The 15,876-nt window shown below is 63.4% G+C and carries 16 protein-coding genes; 10 read left to right on the plus strand and 6 right to left on the minus strand.

Going from position 1 to position 15,876, the window contains the following annotated elements; genetic code table 11:
• Positions 1 to 109: 109 nt before the first annotated feature.
• Entirely contained in the window at positions 110 to 1,423 is a 1,314-nt protein-coding gene (locus FJ425_RS28240; protein ID WP_140629828.1) for a hemolysin family protein, read from the plus strand.
• Between the two features lie 1,043 nt (positions 1,424 to 2,466).
• Positions 2,467 to 2,877, plus strand: a complete 411-nt coding sequence (locus tag FJ425_RS28245; RefSeq protein ID WP_140629825.1) for a gamma-glutamylcyclotransferase family protein — start codon at positions 2,467 to 2,469, stop codon at positions 2,875 to 2,877.
• Positions 2,878 to 3,043: 166 nt separating this feature from the next.
• Here the strand turns inward: FJ425_RS28245 and FJ425_RS28250 are convergent, their stop codons facing one another.
• Together FJ425_RS28250 and FJ425_RS28255 are read right to left on the minus strand one after the other, a co-directional pair.
• A complete protein-coding gene (locus tag FJ425_RS28250) occupies positions 3,044 to 3,409 on the minus strand; it encodes an avidin/streptavidin family protein (RefSeq protein WP_140541494.1) in 366 nt (121 codons plus the stop codon).
• A gap of 198 nt (positions 3,410 to 3,607) precedes the next feature.
• Positions 3,608 to 4,213 (minus strand): NADPH-dependent FMN reductase, encoded by a 606-nt coding sequence (locus FJ425_RS28255; protein WP_140541495.1) that lies wholly within the window; start codon positions 4,211 to 4,213, stop codon positions 3,608 to 3,610.
• 90 nt (positions 4,214 to 4,303) lie between these two features.
• On the opposite strand from FJ425_RS28255, the gene FJ425_RS28260 reads away from it, so the two are divergent.
• A complete protein-coding gene (locus FJ425_RS28260; RefSeq protein WP_140629822.1) occupies positions 4,304 to 4,672 on the plus strand; it encodes a helix-turn-helix domain-containing protein in 369 nt (122 codons plus the stop codon).
• 160 nt (positions 4,673 to 4,832) lie between these two features.
• Here FJ425_RS28260 and FJ425_RS28265 read toward each other — a convergent pair whose 3' ends face one another.
• On the minus strand, positions 4,833 to 5,036 hold the full coding sequence (locus tag FJ425_RS28265) for a hypothetical protein (RefSeq protein WP_140629818.1): 204 nt from the start codon (positions 5,034 to 5,036) through the stop codon (positions 4,833 to 4,835).
• A 125-nt stretch (positions 5,037 to 5,161) separates the two neighbouring features.
• Positions 5,162 to 5,557, minus strand: a complete 396-nt coding sequence (locus FJ425_RS28270; protein ID WP_042646168.1) for an acyl-CoA thioesterase — start codon at positions 5,555 to 5,557, stop codon at positions 5,162 to 5,164.
• A 138-nt stretch (positions 5,558 to 5,695) separates the two neighbouring features.
• On the opposite strand from FJ425_RS28270, the gene FJ425_RS28275 reads away from it, so the two are divergent.
• The 4 genes from FJ425_RS28275 to FJ425_RS28290 all read left to right on the plus strand — a co-directional run bounded on the left by FJ425_RS28275 (position 5,696) and on the right by FJ425_RS28290 (position 9,919).
• Complete coding sequence (locus FJ425_RS28275) at positions 5,696 to 6,070, plus strand: VOC family protein (protein WP_140630934.1); 375 nt, start codon at positions 5,696 to 5,698, stop codon at positions 6,068 to 6,070.
• Between the two features lie 110 nt (positions 6,071 to 6,180).
• Positions 6,181 to 7,797 (plus strand): GMC family oxidoreductase N-terminal domain-containing protein, encoded by a 1,617-nt coding sequence (locus FJ425_RS28280; RefSeq protein ID WP_140629815.1) that lies wholly within the window; start codon positions 6,181 to 6,183, stop codon positions 7,795 to 7,797.
• Positions 7,794 to 9,005, plus strand: a complete 1,212-nt coding sequence (locus tag FJ425_RS28285) for a mandelate racemase/muconate lactonizing enzyme family protein (protein WP_140629813.1) — start codon at positions 7,794 to 7,796, stop codon at positions 9,003 to 9,005. The genes FJ425_RS28280 and FJ425_RS28285 overlap by 4 nt, the downstream gene beginning before the upstream one ends.
• The gene (locus tag FJ425_RS28290) at positions 9,002 to 9,919 is read left to right on the plus strand and encodes an NAD(P)-dependent oxidoreductase (protein ID WP_140629810.1); all 918 of its coding nucleotides are present in this window, start codon (positions 9,002 to 9,004) and stop codon (positions 9,917 to 9,919) included. The genes FJ425_RS28285 and FJ425_RS28290 overlap by 4 nt, the downstream gene beginning before the upstream one ends.
• A 351-nt stretch (positions 9,920 to 10,270) precedes the next feature.
• On the opposite strand, the gene FJ425_RS28295 is transcribed toward FJ425_RS28290, so the two are convergent.
• Positions 10,271 to 11,209: a diacylglycerol kinase family protein gene (locus tag FJ425_RS28295; RefSeq protein WP_140727502.1), complete on the minus strand. Its 939-nt coding sequence runs from the start codon at positions 11,207 to 11,209 to the stop codon at positions 10,271 to 10,273.
• A 901-nt stretch (positions 11,210 to 12,110) separates the two neighbouring features.
• Here FJ425_RS28295 and FJ425_RS28300 point away from each other — a divergent pair.
• Both FJ425_RS28300 and FJ425_RS28305 read left to right on the plus strand, forming a co-directional pair.
• Entirely contained in the window at positions 12,111 to 12,626 is a 516-nt protein-coding gene (locus FJ425_RS28300; RefSeq protein WP_140629804.1) for a hypothetical protein, read from the plus strand.
• A gap of 164 nt (positions 12,627 to 12,790) precedes the next feature.
• Positions 12,791 to 13,273: a DUF2314 domain-containing protein gene (locus tag FJ425_RS28305; protein ID WP_140629801.1), complete on the plus strand. Its 483-nt coding sequence runs from the start codon at positions 12,791 to 12,793 to the stop codon at positions 13,271 to 13,273.
• A 3-nt stretch (positions 13,274 to 13,276) separates the two neighbouring features.
• Here the strand turns inward: FJ425_RS28305 and FJ425_RS28310 are convergent, their stop codons facing one another.
• The gene (locus FJ425_RS28310) at positions 13,277 to 14,350 is read right to left on the minus strand and encodes a CapA family protein (protein ID WP_140629798.1); all 1,074 of its coding nucleotides are present in this window, start codon (positions 14,348 to 14,350) and stop codon (positions 13,277 to 13,279) included.
• 131 nt (positions 14,351 to 14,481) lie between these two features.
• Between FJ425_RS28310 and FJ425_RS28315 the strand changes: the two genes are divergently transcribed.
• Positions 14,482 to 15,738, plus strand: coding sequence for a hypothetical protein (locus tag FJ425_RS28315; RefSeq protein ID WP_140629795.1), 1,257 nt, complete (start codon positions 14,482 to 14,484; stop codon positions 15,736 to 15,738).
• The last annotated feature ends 138 nt before the right edge of the window (positions 15,739 to 15,876 follow it).

Below are 15,876 nucleotides of genomic sequence, written 5' to 3' on the forward strand. Positions count from 1 at the left end.
GCATTTTTCGGCGCCGCTTTGGGATGCCGCCTGAACAGCGCGCCTGTCATGTTCCAAAAATACCGACGGGCTATTTTCGAACGCACTGCAGCAATGCTATTGACCGCCCATGCTATATGTTGAAATCGCCGTCGTGGCCGTCCTCATTCTGGTGAACGGCCTCTTGTCGATGTCGGAGCTCGCTATCGTCTCGTCGCGGCCCGCCCGCCTCAAGGCGATGATCGACCGCAACGTCAGGGGCGCCGGCCGCGCGCTGGCGCTCGGCTCTAATCCCGGCAAGTTCCTGTCCTCGGTGCAGATCGGCATCACCCTGGTCGGCGTTCTCTCCGGCGCCTTTTCGGGCGCGACGCTCGGCGAAAGGCTGGCGCAATATCTGGCGTCGACCGGCATCCGCGAAAACATCGCCGATCCTGTCGGCGTCGGCATCGTCGTCGCTTTGATCACCTATGCCTCGCTTATCGTCGGCGAGCTGGTGCCGAAGCAGATCGCGCTCAAGGATCCGGAGCGCGTCGCCGTCAGAGCCGCGCCGGCAATGACCATCCTCGCCACCTTCTCGGCGCCGCTGGTCTTCCTGCTCGACCTCTCGGGCCGAGCCGTGCTTTGGCTGCTTGGGCAGGCCGGCGAGACCGAAGAGAAAGTCACCGACGAGGAGATCAAGATGCTGGTCGCCGAGGCCGAGCATCACGGCACCATCGAATCCGACGAGCGCCGCATGATCGCCGGCGTCATGCGTCTCGGCGACCGCGCCGTGCGCGCCGTCATGACGCCGCGCACCGAGGTCGACTGGCTGAACCTGCAGTCCGACGAGACCACCGTCAAAAAGCTTCTGATGGATACCCAGCACTCGCGCCTGCCCGTCGGCGACGGCAATGTCGACGCCATGGTCGGCGTTATCCAGACGCGCGACGTGCTGGCCGCTCTTCTCGCCGGCAGGGTGCTGGATCCGCGCCAGCATGTGCGCGCCGCCCCCATCGTGCATGACCAGGCCGACGCGCTCGACGTCCTGCAGAAGCTGAGGGAATCGGACGTGCCGATGGCGCTCGTTCATGACGAATACGGCCATTTCGAAGGCATCGTCACGCCGGCCGACATCCTCGAAGCCATCACCGGCGTGTTCCGCTCCGACCTCGAGGCCGGCGAGGAAGAGAACGCAGTCAAGCGCGATGACGGCTCGTGGCTGCTCGCCGGCTACATGCAGGCCGACGAGATGGCCGAGGTGCTTGGCATCGATCTGCCCGAAAACCGCGACTACGAGACCGTCGCCGGCTATGTGCTGTCGCATCTGCATCATCTTCCGACCACCGGCGAATGCGTCGACGCGCAAGGCTGGCGTTTCGAGGTGGTCGACCTCGACGGCCGCCGCATCGACAAGCTGATCGCCACCCGCCTGCCCGACGGCCATCGCCCTGTGGCGCGGCGGTAGCCAGCACGGCCTGCTAGACGTAGCCTCTACCGCATAGCCAGATGCGGATTGAGACCAATTTGAGGGCGGCGAGACAGCCAGCTTGTCATATCGGGTGACAATACGGCGGAACTGCTTGGCAGGTCATATAGGCTCATGCTGAGCCTGCATTAGATTCAGCCGCGATATGAAAGTCTCGGTCGGAAACGACCATTGCGAACCTACGCCCAAGAAGGATATGTTGCCGCGGCGCGCAGGCATCCCGCTTCATCATCGCGCATGTTCCATGAAAGCAAAGAATAGATTCGACTCGCTCATGCACGCGGTCTGTGTTGGTCATGGCTATTGTGGAGGAAGGCACGGCGACAAGTTCATGCATGTCACCGATTTTATTCCTCAATCCGGCGATGTTACAGCGGATCAGTTCGTGGAATGGGTATTTCTAGCTGAATATGAGAATGAGAGTGAGCGAATGTCTCCCAGATGGGATCGGCATCGCCAGAGGATGCGAGACTATTTTGTTGAGCACATGGGATCAGACGTCGTCGATGCCAGCCAACTAAAATGTGGCGTGGAGGGCTAAGTCAACCCTTTACTCTGCTTCCCACTCATCTCGGTCATACCGCATTTATGAGTTTACGACCTAGTTCTCCGACACAGGGATTTTGAAAGATTGCCGTTTGTCTTGGTGCAAGATTTTCCGTTCATTTCCGTGAAATCAGCACAAATGCCGGGGATTGGTTGAAGCCGCCCCAACTTCGTCATTCTATGGCGGAGCAAGGAGCGAAGCGACGCGGCGCAGACCATAGAATCCATTCCGTGACTTGGAAGCGCCGCCGCGGTGCAGAATTTTGCTCCGTTGCACGCCTTGACGAAGGTAACGGCATGGATTCCAGGGTCTTCGCGACGGAGCTTCGCTCCTGCTCCGCCCTGGAATGACGATCGCGATGGGCGTTTTCGGCCAATCTCCAACGCATGCCACCAACGCAAACAGAGCCGACCGGTCAAAATCCCTGAGCAGTGCCACTAGGATGAACTTCCGGCTTTGGCCGACGTTCACCTGAATGGTCACGAACGTCTTCGTCTTTGGCACCTTGAAAAGAGGGTTTCCCCTGCACGAGCAGGGTTTGAGCGGGGCCGCGTTTTCTGGCAATCGTCGGACGCATGAGCGGTTTCCAATGCTGATTGCTGGACCTCGCTTCGTTCCGATGATGTTCAACGAACCGGGTGTCGGTTTCCAGGTCGCCGGCGAACTCTACGAGGTCGATGATCGCACCCTCTCGCGCCTCGATGCCATTGAATCCGTCGGCGCGCCCGGCAGTTTGCGCGTGCCGATCGAGGTTGAGCATCTCGAGGGCGGACAGTCGACCGCAGCGCAGGTCTATATGAAATCCCGGCATCTCGCAGATCCCGTGCATTCGGGATATCTCGCCTGTTACAATAACCGGCGCTTCGTTCTTCCTGCGAGAACGTAGCGACTTCGCCCGCCTCCGGAAGTTTTGTATTTTCGGTTCAAGAAGCGGTTGGCCTGCCACCGCTCGAGCTTTCCCATCCGGCGGCAGCGATCGTGATCAGAGCGGCGCCGAGCAGCAACGGCCTGCGCCGCTTCCTGACGACGGCACTTGAGGCCAGTTAGCTTGGCTATTCCCGGACAAAGGTGTCGAGGCTGGTGCCGAAGGCGCGCCAGGTTCCTACCTGCTTGCGGGAAGCGGTTTCGCCCTCCTTGCCGGTGATGGTGCTGCCGGCCACTGTCAGCCACATCGTCTCCAGCTTGCCGTCCCGCAATATGCCGGTGTAGCTCACCGCGGCGGGGCCGGCCGTACCCTCGCCGGCGGCCGTTACTCCAATCACGTCGCCATGCGCGATGCCGGATATCGGCACGGTCTGTCCATAGAAGCTGCTGTCTTCGAGCGCCGTGCGAAACGTGCCTTCAATCCGGCCGCCGTCCTCGCCGGTGATGTCGAGGACGGACCCATACTGATTGCGCCATCTGCCAAGCCAAGGCATCCCGCTCCTCCACGACTGTCCTGTCTTTGTCTTCGGTGGATTCGGGCCTGCATCTAACGCGCCGTTCCGAGCGGTCAACAGTGCGACGGCTTAAAGGGATCAGCCCGGGATCCAGGCAAGACAGGCAGCTCGGCAAATCGAAAGGGGCAGCGCTGGCGCCGCCCCTTTCTCACTGGGAGGACAGTGTCGATCGACCGCTCAGGCGGCCTGGGCTTCGCCGGCGATCGCGTCGGCGGCGCGGGCCGCTTTCAGCACCCTTGCCCACCAGGCGACGTCGTTGACCAGCGCGGCGGCCGACTGGTTCAGGTGCTCGAGATCCTCGAGCTTCTTCTCGCCCTGGCGAACCGCAAGGAAATCGCCCCAGGCGATGTGCACCGCCGACTTGACGGGCGCCATCTGCAGCTCGATGGCGATCAGGCGAAGGTGCTCGATCGCGCGCGAGCCGCCGACGCTGCCATAGCCGACGAAGCCGGCCGGCTTCTTGTTCCACTCATTGGCGGCGTAATCGATGGCGTTCTTCAGTACTCCGGTCGGGGCGTGATTGTATTCGGCGGCGGTGAAGATGAAGCCGTCGAACTCGGCGACCTTCTTCTGCCAGCGCTGCGCCACTTCGTTCTGCGACGGCGCCCAGGCGGACGAAGCGACCTCGTCGAAGAAGGGCAGCGGCCAGTCGCGCAGATCGACGATCTCGACATCGATATCGGCGTGCGACTTGGCGATCTTGGCGATCCACTGCGTCGGCACGTCGGCGAAGCGGGCGGCGCGCGTCGAACCGACGACAATGGCGATTTTGGGCTTGGACATAAGGGGCTCTCCTTGCGGGAATTTCTGGTATCGTTTGGATACCGGCGCTATATGTGATACTGACAAATCGACGCGCAAGGAGGCACTTCTTTGTTACTGAGGCACCCGCACAACACCGAGGACTGCCGGGCCGTTTCAGAAATCCTGCAACGGGTCGGCGACAAATGGACGGTGCTCGTGGTCGGCAAGCTCGGCGGCGGACCAATGCGCTTCAACGAATTGCGCGCCGCCGTTGGCGGAATTTCGCAAAAGATGCTGACCACCACCTTGCGCGGTTTGGAGCGCGACGGCTTCGTCACGCGCAAAGTGTTTCCGACCATTCCGCCACGTGTCGATTACGAGCTCACCCAACTCGGTCACGAGCTCCTCGTGCCGGTCGGCGCGCTCGGCGAGTGGGCGCGCAAGAACACCAATCGGGTCCGCGAAGCGCGCGCGAAATTTGACGGCCTCCAGGCCTGAAACCCTTGCAATGCAAGGGTTTTTAGCCTGCCTATGAAACCGTGGGCCTCAGCGCCGGTCGCATCGCGTTTTCGGTTTGGATCGGAGCCTCCGCGGTTCCGCCGCTGGCGTCGCCGGGCAACCGGTTCGCCAGGATGACCCGTCTTTAGCCGGCAACCGATCAGGCACTTGGGGCAGTGCTGTCGCAGCACGCCCTCGAGCAGCTCTCCCGCTGCGCGGCCTTCTTGTCGATCGCCTTCGGGCCTCGCATGCAGGCGACGCGTGGAAGGTCTTTGCTGACTTCCATGTAGGCCGTTATGCCGAGCAGGCAGACCAGAGCAATAAGGGCCGCCACGAGCCAGCCGTTCAGCATATGTTGACGCATTGTCTTTCCCCCGCGCCTACAAGGTGGGGCGTGAAGGCAACCATTGGATGTCGCGAAGCGCATCTCCCGCGCAGCCGTTGTTACAAAGCGGCAAGTCTGGGGAGAATCAGTATCCCGCCGGAGCGTCAGCTCTCGGCCGGAACCGGCTTCGGCTTGCCTTCGCCGTCGAGCGCCACCATGACGAAGTCGGCATGGGTGACCTTCTCCATCAGATCGGAAAGATAGCGCTGCGCCCACGCCTCGACCTTGAGCACCATCGAGGTGCGGCCGACGCGCTCGACATGGGTGTAGATGCAGAGCGTGTCGCCGATCTTCATCGGCTTGGCGAAGGACATCTCCTTGACCGCGGCGGTGACCACGCGGCCCTTGGCGCGCTCGGCGGCGCGGATGCCGCAGGCAAGGTCCATCTGCGCCATCACCCAGCCGCCGAAGATGTCGCCGGCCGCATTGGCGTCGGACGGCATGGCGAGCGTGCGCAAGGTCAGATCGCCAAGCGGCTTGCCGTCCGCGTAATGCACCATCGCGAAATCCTCTCCTGAAGCGATCGCCTCATCCCGTAGCGTCGCTCCCTTCACCCGTCAACGCGCGCACTGCTGACAGCCGGAGCTTTCAATCCTAGGCTATGCCCACAGAACGGCCTGCGGGGGAAGGAATTGGCTTTGCCGCTCAATCGCATCGTCCTTTACGTCGGAAACATCGAAGCGGCGGTGACTTTTTACGAAAGGCACTTCGGCTTCAAAGCGCATCGTGAGGAAGGCGACAGGATCGTTGAGTTGGTCAATCCGGCCGGTGGTGCAAGTCTGATGCTTCATCTCGCGGCGAAGGGGCAGAAAAAGGGACAATCGACTGTCAAATTGGTCTTCGATGTCGAAGACGTCGAAGCCTTTGCCGCTTGCAGCGCCAAGGACGGGCTGGAATTCGGCGCCCTGCACCGGGGCGACGGCTATGCCTTCGCCAACGCCCGCGATCCCAGCGGCAATCCGATATCGATTTCGAGCCGCGCCTTTCGGAAAGACGACAGTACCGTCGGCTAAGCACAAAGGCGCCGGTCGCTTTTTTCACAAGCCATGCCGGAAGCCACGGCGACGCCGCAAGCCGGCAATGTCTAGGGTAAGCGCAACATTGCGGAGCCCGCCTTTCCATCATGCAGACTTACGACTTCATCATCGTCGGCTCCGGCTCGGCCGGTTCGGTCGTTGCCGACAGGCTGTCGGCCTCGGGCCGCTTCTCGGTGCTGGTGCTGGAGGCCGGCGGGACCGATCGGCGGTTCTATGTCCAGATGCCGCTAGGCTACGGCAAGACCTTCTTCGATCCGGCCGTCAACTGGAACTACAAGGCCGAGCCGGATCCCGGCCTGGCCGGCAACAGCGATCACTGGCCGCGCGGCAAGCTGCTTGGCGGGTCGAGCTCGATCAACGCCATGGTCTATATCAGGGGCGCGCGCGAGGATTTCGATGCCTGGGCGGCGGCCGGCAATCCGGGCTGGACATATGACGACCTCCTGCCCGCCTTCAAGGCGATGGAAGACAATGCGGCGGGCGCCGACCAGTGGCGCGGCGTCGGTGGCCCCTTGCACATCACCGACTGCACGAACGCGGTGCATCCGCTGACCAAGCGCTATCTTGCCGCCGCCGAACAGGCCGGCCTGCCGTTCAATCCGGACTTCAACGGCGCCTCCCAGGAAGGCGTCGGCGTCTACCAGATCACGACGAAGAACGGACGCCGCATGTCGGCCGCCCGAGCCTTTCTGCGGCCGGCGATGAAGCGCTCAAACGTACGCGTCGAGACCAATGCTCTGGCGACGAAAACCCTGTTCGAGGGCAAGCGCGCCGTCGGCATCGAATACGAGCAGAACGGGCAGAAGAAGACGGCTCGCGCGGGCCGCGAGGTGATCCTGTCGGGCGGCTCGATCAACTCGCCGCAACTGCTGCAGCTGTCCGGCGTCGGCCCTGCGGCCTTGCTGGCCGACTTCGCTATCCCGGTCGTGCAGGCCAATGACAATATCGGCGCCAATCTGCAGGACCATGTCGGCATCAACTACACTTTTAAAGGCAAGCTGCCGACGCTCAACCAGGTCCTTAGGCCCTGGTGGGGCAAGCTGCTCGTCGGCATGCAATACATCCTCTTGCGCTCCGGTCCGCTGTCGCTGTCGATGAACAATGCCGGCGGCTTTTTCCGCACCGACCCGTCGATGACGCGGCCGAACATGCAGCTCTACTTCCAGGCCTTCTCCACCGTCATCCCGAAGAGCGGCGAGCGTCCGATCCTGACGCCCGACCCCTGGCCGGGCTTCTCGATCGGCCTGTCCAACTGCCGGCCCTCGAGCCGCGGCGAGATCATGATCCGCTCGAGGGACCCGCGCGACTATCCGAGGATCACGCCCAACGCCTATTCGACCAATGCCGATGTCGACGAGATGCTGGCGGCGGTGAAGTTCGTGCGCAAGATCGCCTCGATGCCGGCCCTGGCCGAGATCATCGAGGAAGAGGTTCTGCCCGGCCCGTCGATCCAATCGGACGCCGACCTGATCCAGGATTTCAGGAAACGCTCAGGCACCGTCTATCACCCGGTCTCGACCTGCCGCATGGGGCCTGATGCGGCGCGCGCCGTCGTCGACCCGCGGCTTCGGGTGCACGGGCTGGATGCGTTGCGCGTCATCGACGCTTCAATTTTCCCCGACAACATCACGGGCAACACCAACGCCGCCGCGATCCTGACCGGATGGAAAGGCGCCGACCTGGTTCTGGAGGATCACAAATGAAAATCACCGAAGTGAAGACCTGGATTGTCGGCAACCCGCCGCCCGGCATCGGCGGCAAGTATTTCATCTTCGTCAAGCTCACCACCGATGGCGGCGTGGTCGGCTATGGCGAAGCCTACAATGCCACCTTCTCCGCGCACGTCACCGCAAGGATGATCGAGGACATGGCCGAGCGCTATCTCGTCGGCCGCGATCCGCATGACATCGAGAATTTCTTCCGCCGCGCCTATTCCTCCGGCTTCACCCAGCGCCCCGACGTCTCCGGCATGGGCTGCTTCTCGGCGCTCGAAATGGCCTGCTGGGATATCGTCGGCAAGGAAGCCGGCAAGCCGGTCTACAAGCTGCTCGGCGGCCAGGTGCACGAGACGCTTCGTTCCTACACTTATCTCTATCCGCACACCGGCAGCGTCCATTCGGAAGATGCGCGCGGCAAGAACGTCTATAACGACCCCGACATGGCTGCCGCCTGCGCGCTCGAATATGTCGAGCAGGGTTTTAACGCCGTGAAGCTCGATCCGGCCGGCCCCTACACCGCCTATGACGGCCATCAGCCGCGCCTGATCGACATCGACCTGTCGGCGCGCATGGTCAAGGCGATCCGCGAAGCAGTCGGTAACAGGGCGGATATCCTGTTCGGCACGCATGGCCAGTTCACCGCCTCCGGCGCGCTGCGGCTCGCCCGCGCCATCGAGCCCTACGATCCGCTCTGGTTCGAGGAGCCGGTGCCGCCGGATATGCCCGAGGTGATGGCGCAGGTCGCCCGCGGCACATCCATTCCGATCGCCACCGGCGAGCGGCTGACGACGAAGTTCGAGTTCGCCCGCGTCATCGAGAACCGCGCCGCGACCATCCTGCAGCCGGATCTCGGCCGCTCCGGCGGCATCCTCGAGACCAAGAAGATCGCCGCAATGGCCGAAGCCTACCACATCCAGGTCGCGCCGCACTGCTATTGCGGCCCGATCGTCGGCGCCGCCAACGTCCAGCTCGCGGTGACGCTGCCCAATTTCCTGATCCTGGAATCGCTCAAGCAGTGGGACGGTTTCCACGCCACGCTGCTCAAGAAGAAGATCGAGTGGCAGGACGGCAACGTCATCCCCTCGAAGGAGCCCGGCCTCGGCGTCGAGCTCGACGAGGCGGTCTGCGACGCCCATCCCTATAGCGGCAAGGAGCTGCATCTGCAGATGATGCAGACGCCGCTGATGCCGTGACCCTCGCTTACGCCTTCGTCGGCCTTGGCCATCTCGGCGGCAACCTTGCCGCCAGCCTGCTGCGCAACGGCTTTGCCGTCACCGTCTTCGATCGCGATCCGGCAACGGTCGAGCGCCTTGTCGCGCTCGGCGCCACGGCGGCGACGAGCCCGGCCGATGCTGCGGTGCGCGCCGGCAATGCGATCACCTGCCTGCCCTCGCCGAAGGTCAGCGAAACAGTGCTCACTGGTCCGGACGGATTGCTCCAGGGCCTCCCCGCGGGCGGCACCTGGATCGAGATGTCGACCAATGGCCGCGACGAGATTTTGCGACTTGCCGCCCTTGCATCGAAAAAAGGCATTGAGACGCTCGAATGCCCGGTGACCGGCGGCGTGCACCTGGCCGCGATGGGCAGGATCACCGCCCTCGTCGGCGGCGACGCCGCGCTCTATGAGCGGCACCGCCCGGCCATCGAGGCGATGTGCGCGAAATCCTTCCTGATGGGCCCGGTCGGCTCGGCCGCGGTGATCAAGGTCATCACCAATATGCTCGCCTTCATCCATCTCGTCGCCGCCGGCGAGGCGCTGATGCTCGCCAAACAGGGCGGGCTCGATCTCGCCCAAGCCTACCACGCCATCGTCGCCTCTTCCGGCAACAGCTTCGTCCACGAGACGGAGAGCCAGCTGGTGCTCAACGGCTCCTACGACATCGGCTTCACCATGGACCTGGCGCTGAAGGACCTCGGCTTCGCGCTTGCCATGGGCAGGGATTTCGGCGCGCCGCTCGATCTGGCGACACGCGTCAACGCGATTTTCGAGGAGGGAAAACGCGCCTATGGCGGTGGCGCCTGGTCGACCCAAATCGTCAAGCTGCTGGAGGATGAAGTCGGCACGGAGCTTCGCGCACCGGGCTTCCCGGCAAAGCTCGAAATTTGAAACAGCGGGATCGTGGAATGAAATCAGGGCTTTGAGTAAGCCTCCGGAATCATCCCCGCAACGAATTGAATCGGAACTTCAACATCTCGGTTGGTTCTCAGGCAGAAGTTCCGACCAGACTGCATACCTCGACAATTGGCGGAACCGGCCTTCCCTTCGTCATACTCGGGGCTTGACCCGAGTATCCATGCCGCGACCAAGCCGAAAGGTGCAGCGGTGAAGAATTCTGCACCGTGGCTGCGCTCAGGACTCCCGGCATGGATCCCAGGGTCTCCGCGACGGAGCTTCGCTCCTGCTTCGCCCAGGGATGACGACGCCGCGGGGCGCTCCACCCCTGGCCAACGTCTTGATTCAACCTCTCAGCGTCAGCGCGCCGGGCAGGATCTCGAACGTCGCCGGAATCCGGCCTGGCGACTCGCCGTCTATGTCGACCAGCGCGCCGTTCTTCTCGGCATCGCCGAGCGGCTCGACCAGCACCTTGCGGCCACGCAGGATGGTGATTGCCGGATGGTTGCGATGGCGGCCGCCATAGAGCAGGCGGAGGTCGCGGATCAGCCCAAGCTTGCCGGCGGCCCGCAGGATGACGATATCGAACTGGCCGTCGGCGAGCTCGGCGTCCGGCGCGATCATCATGCCGCCGCCGAAGAATTTGCCGTTGGCCACCGCGACCAGCGCCATGCGCGCCTCGACCGGCTCGCCGTCGTCGATGGTGATCCTGACATCCTGAAAACGGTAGCGGATGAACTCCAGCACGGTGCGCCAGAAGAACAGCGCCTTGGCCGAGACCCTGCCCTTGCGCTTGTCGGCATTGACGGCGCGATCCGTCGCGCCGGACAGGCCCAGGCTGGCGATGTTGATGAAGTGGCGGCTGGCCAGCGCGCCGTGATCGTCGATGTAGCAGATGCGGCCGGCATCGATTTTTCGCGCCTTGGTATCGGCGATCCGCTTCAGCGCGGCGTCGATGCCGCGCGGCAGGCCAAGCCCGCGCGCGAAGTCGATGCCGGTACCACAGGGCAGAAGCCCAAGCGCCGCTTCCTGGCCGGTCTCGTCCTGTGCCTGCAGCAACCCGTCGGCCACCTCGCTGGCGGTGCCGTCGCCGCCTGCCGCGATCACCAGGTCGCACCCGCCGGCGGCGAGGTCGATTGCCAATCGCTCGGCGTCGCCGCTGGCCTGCGTTTCCCGCAAGTCGAAATCGCCGAAATTCCTGTTGAGCGATGCCGCGGCCTCCGCCCAATGCCGCTTGAGCCTGCCGCCGCCGGCAATCGGATTGAGAACCACCCCGACTTTCAAGTCGACCTCCCCCGAGGCAAGTCGCGCAACAGGCGCGGCGGCAACCGCGCTGGTACCCAAAATCTTTAGCCGACATTGAAACGCGGACCGGGCGCCGGAGCAAGGCTCCAACGTCCAGCGGTCACAGAAAAGCGGGGCAGGCTGTCTAAGCGGTTCGGTCGGCGGATTCCGCTGCTTTTGCCATTGGTCCCCGATAATCCCGCTATCCACAGGCTCACCGGCATTCCCCCGACCCCTTACCCGGCGTACATTCAACTCATCTCAGGCGGCTACCGAACGCCCCGCCGAAAGGCAAAAGCGCAAGGCGGATTTCCTGAGGCCCGTACGGCCCGGAACGAAAGCAGGCTCGCCTGTTTGAGGGACGGATACCGAGACCTACGGGTGCCGCGGAAAGCGTGCTAACGCCGACGGCGGACCGATGCTGCCATGAAGGCCGGGAAAAACCTTCGATGGCACGCTGGGCGAAGCCCGCAAGGGTGGAGATCGGCTTGGTCTGGAACGGGAGCTGCCCTGGGCGGCGACTGGCAGGACCGTCAAAATCAAGGCCGGGCTGGCGCGACGACTTCACGGAAGTTGCTGCCTTAACCGGTTCCTGATCTGACAGGGAGGCGCTGGGAGAAATCCCGGCGCCGACTGTCTTTTGGTGCATCCCCAGGCGCGCAGTGGCCCCTGCGGAGGCCGCTTGCCAGCAACAACCTGTTCCTGCCCGGGGTTCGACCAGGCCGGTGCCAAATTGGAACATGTCCACGCCGGCGACTGAGGCATTTCGGTCACAGTTCCCGGCGGAGTACCTTCGGAAACGTCCCGTCATCCACATTTCACAATAGCGGCCAAATCCCGCCTTGTTCGGCGTGGATTGATGCAACCGGGGTGCAGAGGGCAATTTCGAAGGGACAAGACCGTGATCAAGACCGCCCTTGTCGCCATGACCATTGTCGGCTGCGACTGCGACGCCAAGCTGTGCGAATATATCGGCGAGACGCCGGCCAAATGGGCGACGCTCGCCGACTGCGAAGCGGCGATGAAGAGCCAGATGCTGCACCAGCGCAATTTCAACTATCCGCTTGTTTCAGGCATTTGCCGCGTCAAGGGCTCGGCCTCTTCCTCCGAGCTTGCCGAGAAAGCTTCCAGGCCGGATCTGAAACCCAGGAACCGCGTCGTCGAAACCATCGCCCCGCTGCCGCCCGAGCTCGACCATCGCCCGAGCGTCCCGGTCGGCGGAACGGTGACCGCCAGCGAAACGGAATCGGCAAAGCCGGTCGCCTTCGACAGGTCGGTCGATGGCGGCCGCGCCGTGCTCTACCGCACCAAGGCCGGCTATGCCGTGGTCAAGACCGACCTCAGCCGCGCTGCCGGCGCAACGGTGGACGCGGCGAAGCGCTCGGCGAACTGGCTGGCCGGATTGACCGGGCTGTAAGCCTGCCCACGGTTCAGGTCGGCCCGAGCAGAAGTGAAGCCATTCCCTTATCATTGCCCGATGACAAAGGCGTAGGGCCGCTTCGCAACCGCAGATCGGATTGATCAAGCCGACACATTGCCCGAAGATAACGCACAGGATATTGGCCTTCACCGGGGGGTGTCATGACAATTGCCGTTCGTATCGCGTTATCCCTGCTGCTGGCGCTCGCTCCCTTGCATGCCAAGGCGGAAGGCGACGACAAGGCCATGGTGATCGCATCCGACGACGCCGAGATGGCGGCGGCGGTCGAGAAGGCGCGATCCAGCCTGGATGAATTCCTGGCTTTGTCCGACGCTCCGCCGCCGGGGACCGACAAGTTCAAGCTGAAGGTGATGATCGTCGACGGCAATGCGACGGAGCATTTCTGGATCATTCCCTTCAAGCGGACCGCCAACGGCTTCGTCGGCATATTGGCGAACGAGCCGGAAATCGTTCAAAACGTCGTCCTTGGCCAGAACATCGAATTCGCCAGGGACGACATTTCCGACTGGGGCTACACCAGGAACGGCCGCCAGGTCGGCAGCTTCACCGTCTGCGTGATGCTCAAGAAGATGTCGAAGGAAGACGCGGATTACATGCGTTCTGCATACGGCTTCGATTGCTGAACCCTATCCGGCCACTTCATCTCGCGCGCCGACCTTGCGCTCCGACATGGGAAAAATCGTCACGAGTCGGGCCGCGACCCGCTGCTTGAGCGCGCCACCCAGAACTTCGATCGGCACCAGCCGCTCATGGTTGCCTGCCCGCAGCCGCACGAAGAAATGCATCCGGTAGGCAGCGATCCTACCCCGCGTGGCCGGATCGGCGCTGACATCGACGACGAATACCGAGCCTATGCGTGCCGGCCATGGCTGCCTGGCAAGAGCCGTTCCGAGGAAATCGCCGAGTCCATAGGCGATCACGCTGTCGCCGATGCGCTCGACGGGCTGCAAGACATGCGCATGATGCCCGGCGATCAGCCGGACGCCGCGATCCGCCAGCCGCCTCGCCAGCGCCCGCGTCGCAGGTCGTGGAAAATGCCGGAACTCCCAGTCCCAATGCGGCACGGCGCAGATGAGATCGATGCCCGACGCAGCGTCGCGCGGCCATTCGGCGGCGCGCATCGAGATGCGTTCTTCGAACGGCGCGGCATCCGTGTTGCGCCACAGCGTGAAGGCCGCAAAGCCGATCGTCAGCGATCCGGCCGCATGACGCTGGACAGGCCCGCCGGCAACCGTGCCGATGGTCCGGATCCCGAGCCGGTTCAGTGCCGCGAGTGTTTCCTCGAAACCGGCGATGCCCTGATCGAGCATATGGTTGTTGGCCAGGGACAGAACGAGTCTGTCGCGCGCGATGCCGGCGGCTGCGAGCGCATCGGCCAGGAAGCGCTCGCTCATCGCATGATGCGTGCCGAGCCGGGTGCCCATTACCGCGCGTGCGCGTTCGACGATCGGGCTTTCGCAATTGCCGACCACGAGGTCGGCGGACGAAAGCAGCGTCGTGATTGCCGGATCGCATTCCGGCGCATCGCGATTGGCGACGGCCGAGATGTCGCCGACGAAGGCCAGCCGCACCTTCCGTGTGGGCTGCGGATCGAGCAATGTCGCCGCCGGCGCCGCGAAGCCGCTTCTGTCGCCGGCAAGCGACGGTCTCAGCAGGCGCGGCAGCCACGACAGTTTATAGGCAAGCGGATAGTTCGACACGGGCCCATCCAGTTTCACCCTGTGTAGACTGTCTGATGGGCCGGTTGAAGCGGGTTGCTGGCGATCCCGCGGCGGGCATCTCGGGCTGACCGAAATGTGTGTATGCTCGCGACGTCGAGTAGTGGAGGGCGATGACGATGCGTAGAACGATCCTTGCAGCAGCCTTGTTTGCATTCCTGCCGGCGTCCTTCGCCTGGGCGGAGATGCCTGACGCGGCCAAGTCCATGTTCGAGGCGAAGAGCGTGGCCGACCGGAACACGGCGCTGTCGACGCTGGAGGCGGCAGCGGCCAAGGACTCGGCCTCGGCCTATGCGGCCGGCGCCGGCGAATTCTTCACTGCGCTCGAGCTCCTCGCCGGCGGCCTGCATCGCCACGGTTTCGAGAGCCCGAAATCCTTCATGCTGCCGCTGATGCGGTTGCCGGTGCCCGACAATCCCAACCCGCAGCCGCTGACCTACGAAGACTTCCGCGCCATCCTGGTCGCCTTCCGCGACCGGCTCGAAAAATCCGCCGTCACGCTCGGCTCGGTGCCAAAAGATGCCGATATCGGCATGGTGGTCGATCTCACCCATGTCGGCATCGACCTCAACGAAGATGGCAAGCTCGCGCCCGACGAAAGCATCGCCGCCATCATGGCGTCGCTCTCACGCGGCAGCGTCGACATAAGCGATGCCGCGCCTTCGCTCACCTTCCGCTTCGACCGCGCCGACGGTTTTTGGCTGCAAGGCTATGCCGAGTTCCTGATGGCGCAGGCCGATTTCTGGCTGGCGCATGATTTTCGCAATGCTTTCGACGGCTCGTTCCACATGCTGTTCCCGCGCGCGAAGCTGCCTCTGCAGGATACGCTCGTGCCGCTGGACGGCGGCATGAGCGGCAACATTTTCGCCTCGGAATGGCGCTTCGCCGACTTCATCTCGCTGGTACATCTCGTCAACTGGCCGGTGGTCGAGCCGGAACGCCGGCAGGCCGCGCGCCGCCACCTGCTGGAGATGATCCGCCTGTCGCGCGAAGACTGGAAATCGATCTTGGCCGAGACCGACAATGACCGTGAATGGCTGCCGGGACCGCAGCAGAAAGGCGTCAATCCGCTGACCGGCCTCGAGGTCGGCGAGGAACAGGTGCAGGCCTGGCTCGCCACATTGACGGTAGCTGAGGATCTTCTCCAAGGCCGCGCGCTGCTGCCGCATTTCCGCATCGCCGGCAAGGGCATCAACATGAAGCGCTTCTTCGACGAGCCGAAACCTTTCGACCTGGTGCTGTCGATCACCGGACCCGGCATCGCGCCCTATCTCGAAAGCGGCAAGATCCTCACCAGCGACGATTTCGACCAGATCCAGCGCGAGTTCAGCGGCGCCGGTTTTTTGACCTTTGCGCTGTGGTTCAATTGAGGACCGCTGTCTTGGGTTCCTCGCCCCGTGAAATGGGCCACGCTATGCACAGATCTTCTGTGACTGGCGCGACTGATCAGGCCGAGGCTTGATTGCCACGTGGTTCCCCCAATCCGTCGCTGCTTCGCAGCGCCACCT

The sequence above is a fragment of the Mesorhizobium sp. B2-7-2 genome (assembly GCF_006440775.1).
In the GTDB taxonomy this organism is placed as follows: domain Bacteria; phylum Pseudomonadota; class Alphaproteobacteria; order Rhizobiales; family Rhizobiaceae; genus Mesorhizobium.

Excerpts from the sequence above, each read along its gene's own strand:
- FJ425_RS28265 (WP_140629818.1), bottom strand. The coding sequence starts at position 5,036 with ATGCGTCAACATATGCTGAACGGCTGGCTCGTGGCGGCCCTTATTGCT.
- FJ425_RS28305 (WP_140629801.1), top strand. The coding sequence starts at position 12,791 with ATGACAATTGCCGTTCGTATCGCGTTATCCCTGCTGCTGGCGCTCGCT.
- FJ425_RS28315 (WP_140629795.1), top strand. The coding sequence starts at position 14,482 with ATGACGATGCGTAGAACGATCCTTGCAGCAGCCTTGTTTGCATTCCTG.
- FJ425_RS28250 (WP_140541494.1), bottom strand. The coding sequence starts at position 3,409 with ATGCCTTGGCTTGGCAGATGGCGCAATCAGTATGGGTCCGTCCTCGAC.
- FJ425_RS28280 (WP_140629815.1), top strand. The coding sequence starts at position 6,181 with ATGCAGACTTACGACTTCATCATCGTCGGCTCCGGCTCGGCCGGTTCG.
- FJ425_RS28240 (WP_140629828.1), top strand. The coding sequence starts at position 110 with ATGCTATATGTTGAAATCGCCGTCGTGGCCGTCCTCATTCTGGTGAAC.
- FJ425_RS28285 (WP_140629813.1), top strand. The coding sequence starts at position 7,794 with ATGAAAATCACCGAAGTGAAGACCTGGATTGTCGGCAACCCGCCGCCC.
- FJ425_RS28270 (WP_042646168.1), bottom strand. The coding sequence starts at position 5,557 with ATGGTGCATTACGCGGACGGCAAGCCGCTTGGCGATCTGACCTTGCGC.
- FJ425_RS28255 (WP_140541495.1), bottom strand. The coding sequence starts at position 4,213 with ATGTCCAAGCCCAAAATCGCCATTGTCGTCGGTTCGACGCGCGCCGCC.
- FJ425_RS28245 (WP_140629825.1), top strand. The coding sequence starts at position 2,467 with ATGGTCACGAACGTCTTCGTCTTTGGCACCTTGAAAAGAGGGTTTCCC.